The 6,433-nt window shown below is 67.6% G+C and carries 5 protein-coding genes; 3 read left to right on the top strand and 2 right to left on the bottom strand.

The features are described from left to right. A partial coding sequence (locus SM450_RS30865) for an ankyrin repeat domain-containing protein (protein ID WP_474623304.1) occupies positions 1 to 1,070 on the bottom strand: 1,070 nt, incomplete at its 3' end. Next, positions 1,067 to 2,185 (bottom strand): hypothetical protein, encoded by a 1,119-nt coding sequence (locus tag SM450_RS30860; protein WP_474623303.1) that lies wholly within the window; start codon positions 2,183 to 2,185, stop codon positions 1,067 to 1,069. The genes SM450_RS30860 and SM450_RS30865, both read right to left, overlap by 4 nt. A 300-nt stretch (positions 2,186 to 2,485) precedes the next feature. On the opposite strand from SM450_RS30860, the gene SM450_RS30855 reads away from it, so the two are divergent. The 3 genes from SM450_RS30855 to SM450_RS30845 form a co-directional block, all read left to right on the top strand. After that, positions 2,486 to 3,217, top strand: coding sequence for an NUDIX hydrolase (locus tag SM450_RS30855; protein ID WP_474623302.1), 732 nt, complete (start codon positions 2,486 to 2,488; stop codon positions 3,215 to 3,217). Next, positions 3,214 to 4,365 carry a 5'-methylthioadenosine/S-adenosylhomocysteine nucleosidase family protein gene (locus SM450_RS30850; protein WP_474623301.1) on the top strand — a complete coding sequence of 384 codons (1,152 nt, stop codon included), beginning with the start codon at positions 3,214 to 3,216 and terminating at the stop codon, positions 4,363 to 4,365. Before SM450_RS30855 ends, SM450_RS30850 begins: the two co-directional genes overlap by 4 nt. Then, positions 4,362 to 6,433 (top strand): hypothetical protein (locus SM450_RS30845; RefSeq protein ID WP_474623300.1); only part of this gene is annotated, 2,072 nt, incomplete at its 3' end. The genes SM450_RS30850 and SM450_RS30845, both read left to right, overlap by 4 nt.

The following is a 6,433-nucleotide window of genomic DNA, read 5'->3' as shown; positions in this document are numbered from 1 at the left end:
CGAACAGCCCAGACCATCGCTGGGCGTCTACTCTGTAGGCGGCAGCCACCGCCGTATCTTTGGTCCACACAACCACGAGACTCAGCGGTGGCTGCTCCACGCCCACGGACAAAACCACACCGCTCCAGCAGGTCCGAACGGATCTCCTGCTGGAGTACTAGGGCAATGTCGATGACGTCCGCCAGCAGATCAAGCATCTGCGGGTCTCCGGCGAGCCGGACGTCGGACGCGGCAACCCGGAGAGCGGTACGAACAATTGGCACGTCGTCCATGCCTGCGTGGCGCTCGCCCAGCATGAACTGGACGTTCTGGCGTTGCCAGCCGCGCGCAAGTTGCAGGGCCGTCATGTCGTCGGCACTGACGGTGTCGATGGCGGCGCCGGCCAGCAGGAGGACAGCGATGACCCGTCGTTCGTTGCGTTCGACTGCGTGCATCAACCCGGTTCGCCCTTGCCGGTCGCGGGCGTTCACGTCGGCGCCGGCCACAAGGAGCACGTCGGCTGCGGCGTGATCGCCTCGACGCGCCGCCATCACGATCGCTGGCGTGGCGTCGGAACGTTGTTGGTTGGCGTCTGCTCCGTAGGCGAGGAGAAGTCGTAGCACCGCCGGTGCGACGGGTCGCGTCAGCGCGGTGATGAGTGGTGCTTCCTCGTTCGGGACGGGGGTCGCTCCCGCTTCCAGCAGCACCCGTAGCGTCGCAAGAGCTGATGGTGTCGGACGGAATGCCGTGTGGGACAGGGCCTGGGTCAACACGCTCGGCCCGGTGGCGGGTTCCGCCGTGAGCGCCCCAAGCGCGATGAGAAACAGCACCACCTCCGTGTGGGCCCCGAGTACGGCGGCGCGCAACGGCGAGGCGGTGCGGGGATCGGCGGGGCCGATGTGCGCGCCGGAGTCGACCAGCATGCCCACGATCCCCCGCCGGCCGCTGCGCGCCGCTTCGGCCAGCACCGATCCTCGGAAGCGGCCAACCGTGGCGTTCGGGTCCGCGCCGTCGGCCAACGCTTGCCCGACGGTCACCTCGGCCCCAGCCTGCACGGCGTCGATCAGGCGCTGATCGGCTGCCTCGTTCATCGGTCGTCACCCCTCATCATAGTGAACGCTCGCAGATGCAGTCGTGCCGCAGGGTTGCTGGCGAACCAGGCGAAGAAGTCGTTGTCCGCATCAAGTCCGGCGCGAACCGCGTCACACCAGTCCTGTCGGTCAAGCACCGCCAGGTACTGCTGGACGAGGTGGTCTCGCTGTTCATTGGTGCATCCGGATCGCTGCGGAGTATTGTCCGCCAGATGATCGGCGATGACCGCGGCGTCGACGTACCTGTTCAGGGTCGGTGTCTGCCGGCCGAGGCGAGCCACGTGCGCGCCCAGGACATGGGGCGCCAGCGGATAGTGCTCGAGGGTCATGCCCATGCCACGGCAGCCCGCCATTGTCTTCAACAGTCGACCGGTGTGGTCGACCAGATCATCGTCGGTCTCAGTCCCGGTGATCGCTTCATGCAGGTGCGCTGCAGTGGCGACGTGGCCGGCGAAGTAGCCGTTGAGGTAGTCGCCGTCGCAGGCGTGGCGCAGCAGCCATCGACGCGAGGCGTATGTCCCCTGCTGGCAGAGCGCCTCGATGACGTAGACCCGACCCCAACCGGCAACCCGCTGAGCCAGCCACAACAACGCTTCTCCGCCTCCTCGGCGACGTCGCAGCGCCTCGACGGCCAACGGCCCGAACCGATGCGACAGCAGACCGATGGTCTGGATCAGCGGGATGTCTTCCTCCGCCCAATCCGTGGCAAGCAGCGCCAACCCAACAGTGGCTGAGCATCGATCGGGGCTGTGCCGCACCAGCCACCGGCCGGCCTGCCGCACCCGCTGCCGGTCCGCGCGCAGCGCCGCCGCAGCGATGTGCTCGTTGCGATGGATCGGGACATCAGCCTCGCAGAACGCGTCGACGAGTTCGCTCGGTTGCGCATCGGCCTTGCCGAAGTGCATGTCGAGGATGGCGGCAACTTCGACGCCGCGGAGGCGCTGATCTTTCCGGGTCTGCGGGCGCTGCCGCCGGTAGCGGTGGCGTTTGTCGTCCGGACAGGGCTCGCCATCACGCGGCAGGGGCGAGTCCGGATCCTGCTGATGCAGGCGCATGGCGTGTTCGAACAGGGCGGTCTGGGGTCCGAGCGATCCAGGCTCGGTCGTCACGCTCACCGGCGGACGGAGGACTCGATTCTCTCGATCATGGCCGGGATGATGCCAGCCCGGACCGACCACGGCAAGTGATAAGGCGCTACGCCGAATCCGTGAAGGTGGCTACCGAGCCATGCGCGGCACTCAGCCGGCTTTATCCCACTACCCCCACTTCATCTTTCCTGGCACCACCGCCACTACGTATGGCGGCGCCACCACACTCGGGGTCACCCGTTGGTGATCTAGCCACTACTCAAGGTGTCGGTCTTGCGACAGCGCCGACCCCTTCTTGTCAGATCGACAAGAAGCTATGGTCGAGCAGTGCCCGATGACACCTGGGAAGCACCCCTGATCCTGCTCGCTGTCGACCTCGTGATCCTCACCCTGCGCGGTGGTCGTCTGAACCTGCTTCTCGTGCGGCGCGGCATTGAGCCGTTCATCGGGCGGGCAGCGCTGCCTGGTGGCTTCCTCGCCGATGAGCGCGAGGACATCCTCACCGCCGCTCGCCGGGAGCTGCGGGAGGAGGCGGGGCTCACCGCCATCCCGCACCTGGAGCAGCTCGGCACATACGGCGACCCCGAACGTGACCCCCGTGGACGCGTGGTCTCCGTCGCCCACCTCGCCGTCGCGCCGCGCCTTCCCGAGCCCGTCTCTGGAACCGACGCCGCAGCCGCTGAGTGGACGCCGGTCGACGACGTACTGGCCGCGCGAGTACCGCTCGCCTTCGACCACCTGCGCATCGTCGTCGACGGGGTGGAGCGTGCCCGCTCCAAACTGGAGCACACAAGCTTGGCGACCGCCTTCTGCCCGGACGTCTTCACCCTCACAGAGCTGCAGCAGGTCTACGAGGCCGTCTGGGGCACCCCGCTCGATCCCCGCAACTTTTACCGCAAGGTCCAGAGCACGAAGGGATTCGTGGTCCCCGCCGGTCCGCCCCGCGCTACGGGCACCGGCCGTCCGGCCCGCGTCTACCGCGCTGGTCCGCGCCGGAGCCTCTACCCGCCCATGATCCGCACGGTTCCGACCGTCGCAGCCGGAGGAGACAAGAGATGACCAAACCCGTGGTCGTGCTCACCGCACTGGACCTCGAGTACAACGCGGTCCGCGAACGTCTCACGAAAGTCAGACCGCACGTACATCCGATGGGCACGCGCTTCGAGCGTGGCACCGTGACCGGAGGCTCCTGTGAGATCATTCTCGGCCTTGTTGGCAAGGGCAACCACCCCTCCGCCGTCATCGCCGAGCGCGCCATGACCGAGTTCGACCCGGAAGCGGTCATCTTCGCCGGCGTGGCCGGGGCGCTCTGGCCCTCCGTCGGCCTCGGCGACGTCGTCGTGGCCACCCACGTGTACGCGTATCACGGCGGCACCAGCGAGAGCGACGCTTTCCGCACCCGGCCTCGCGTGTGGGAGATCCCCCATGCCTGTGATCAGCTCGCCCGGCATCTTGAGCGGGAGCGAGGCTGGGCGAGGGGCCTCGCCGGAGGAGCGCCGAAGGTGCGGTTCGGCCCGATCGCCGCCGGAGAGGTCGTCCTCGACTCGGCATCCTCGCCCGAGGCGGCGCGCATCCGTGATCACTACAACGACGCGTTGGCGGTGGAGATGGAGTCCGGCGGGCTCGCCCAGGCCGCCCACCTGAACCGCTCTCTGCCGGCCGTCGTCGTCCGCGGCATAAGCGACCGTGCCGACGGGACCAAGGTCCATACCGACGGCGAGAACTGGCAGCCGCGTGCCGCTGCCAACGCCGCTGCCTTCGCCCTCGCGCTCGCCCAGGAACTCGGGGCGCAGTATGGCTCCTCCCCTCGCCGTCCTCGGAAAGAAGCAGGTGATGCGTTGATGTCCGGCTCTGTCAGCAACGTCGCTAAGGGCAACGCTCACGTTGGATTCCAGGCATATACCGTTCACCACGCGACCGTCTACGGTGCGCCGAGCGGTGCGGGCGGGGAGGCATTCCACGATCAGCTCGCGGACTTACGCGCCTCGCTCCGTAAGTGCCATGAGGCGGGTGACGTGGACACGGTCACCTATCGCGCGGCGGAGCAGGAGATGGACGCAGCCGCCGCCGACGTACCTCCGGCCGACGACCAGGCACGGAGCCGCGCGACCACGGCCCTGCGGAAGCTGCGCGGCCTGCTGCTGGACTGGACGGACCTCGCCACCCGGGTCGCGGGGCTCATGGCGGCTCTGCGGAATCTGTCATGAGCGCCGGACCGGAGGAGAAGACGTTCGCCAACGTCGCGGACGGCGATGCCCGGGTGGGTTTCCAGGCCCAGGAGGTCCACATCGAGGGCGGATACCACGTCAGCGACGAAGACCCGCCGGAGCAGCAGTTCGAGGTCGGCCTCCGCTACCTGGAGATCAGCGCCCCAACCGAGGCGAGAGAGCTGATCAGGAAAGCCATCGCCCGGGGCTACCAGAACTCCCGCGCCTACTTCTATCTGGCGCTTGCACTGTTGAGCGGCCGTACCCTGCAGAGCCTGACGGACCAGGAACTCGCGCAGCTGGCACACGTCCGCCGCTGGGCGGCGCAGCGCTCCGAAGATCCCTGGGCCCGGGGCATCAACGCCGTCGGTTCGCTGCTGGACTCGCTGCCGCAGACCACGGCGGAGACTCCCGACCCGGCCGCGATCGATGTGGTGGTCAAGGAATTCGAATCGCTCACACCGCCCCTGCAGGACAGCATCCTCAACCACCTCGAGGTTTTCTTGGCCGGCCCGCACCAGGACTGGACCTGGCAGAAGACGTTCGCGGCCGCCCGGCGGGACAGGACAGCAAACGACCGGACGGAGCGGGTCTGGAAGTTCTTCCAGCCCAAGCCGATCCCTCCCAGGCCGGTTCCGCCACATCCGATCCGTAAAGACGCGGGGAACTATCTACGAGCCCTCGGCGGCTCGGCACTGCTCCTCGTCACGAGCCTTGCGGTGGTCCAGTACGCCTGGGCCCACTCATGGCCTCGCTCAGCCGGCTATCTGATGGTGACTCTTGGCGCCGTCGTCGTCGTGGTCCGGGCCGGCTTCACGATCAGGCTGGCTCGGCATCGACGCCGAGCGGCCCGCCAACGTCTCACCTTCACACCCCGGCGTGCTCCCGCACAGTCCGACCGGTTCGCCTCCGCGATGGACTCCTTATTCGACCGCTACTTCGGACGCTACCTGCCGCCTGACATGACCCGGGAGACGTGGCTGGCGGAGACGGCGGGCATCCGGCAGACCCTCCGTAACGAACTGGTCGAGCTGTACCGGGAGCAACCGGTCGACGCCAAGCGTGTCGCCTGGCTAGTGAGATTCCTCGCCAGCGACGTCAAACGGCAGTGGCTCAGCGGTGAGCTGACTGCGGATCCCGAGGACTCCCGAGTGCCATCCTGGACGCGGACCGCCTTCGGCGCCGCAGTGTTCGTCCTGGTGGTTACCGGCCCGCTGCTGCTCTGGCAGGCCCTCGCCGAGGCGCCGTTCACGACGGTGATCTCGACGGCCGGAATCGTGGCCGGGGCCCGGCTCGCCGTCCAGGGCTGGTTCGCGATTCTCCTCGAGGGTCACCGCTACCGGGACGACCTAGACCGGGTCCGGCGCGACTACGAGGATCGGCGCGCAGCGTACGACAGGTGGGTTCGCAAGTTGGAATCGAAGCCGACCGACGCGGAGATGGCGCACTGGCTCGACTGCGACCGCAAGATCCTGGTCGAGGACACGCTGCGGCACTACCGCCTCGCCGCGCAGGACGTGATAGCGCACGCCTTCATCGAGGCGCCCGTACCCGGGTGCAAGCGGGCCCGGGTCAGCAAGGGACCCTGGCGCTACTCGCGATACAAACTTCTCCTCTTCCTGCTCACCAAGGACGGCGTCCGCCAGGTCACGGTCACCCTCGACTTCGAAGCCATGGAACTCGGCGATCAGCAACGCCTCACCTACCAGTACAACTCGGTCGTGGCGGCGCACGTCGTCGATGCCCGCAACGGCGAGAAGAAACTCTCTCTCACCCTGACGAACAATCCCCGGGACGAGCTGACGATCACCGGTGAGTGGCCAGGAATGCCGGAACTCGGCGACGACGACCGCATCGCCTCCCAGGTCTCGCTCGACGCCTCGGGCCTCGAACGCACCCTGCACGTGCTAGTACTCCAGCAGGAGATCCGTTCGGACCTGCTGGAGCGGTGTGGTTTTGTCCGTGGGCATGGAGCAGCCACCGCTGAGTCTCGTGGTTGTGTGGACCAAAGATACGGCGGTGGCTGCCGCCTACAGAGTAGACGCCCAGCGATGGTCTGGGCTGTTCG

It is taken from the genome of Micromonospora marincola (genome assembly GCF_056150385.1).
The sequence above is the reverse complement of the archived record's forward strand: the minus strand, read 5'-3'. Positions and strand labels throughout refer to the sequence as shown.

Coding starts and splice junctions, on each gene's coding strand:
- SM450_RS30850 (WP_474623301.1), top strand. CDS start 3,214: ATGACCAAACCCGTGGTCGTGCTCACCGCACTGGACCTCGAGTACAAC.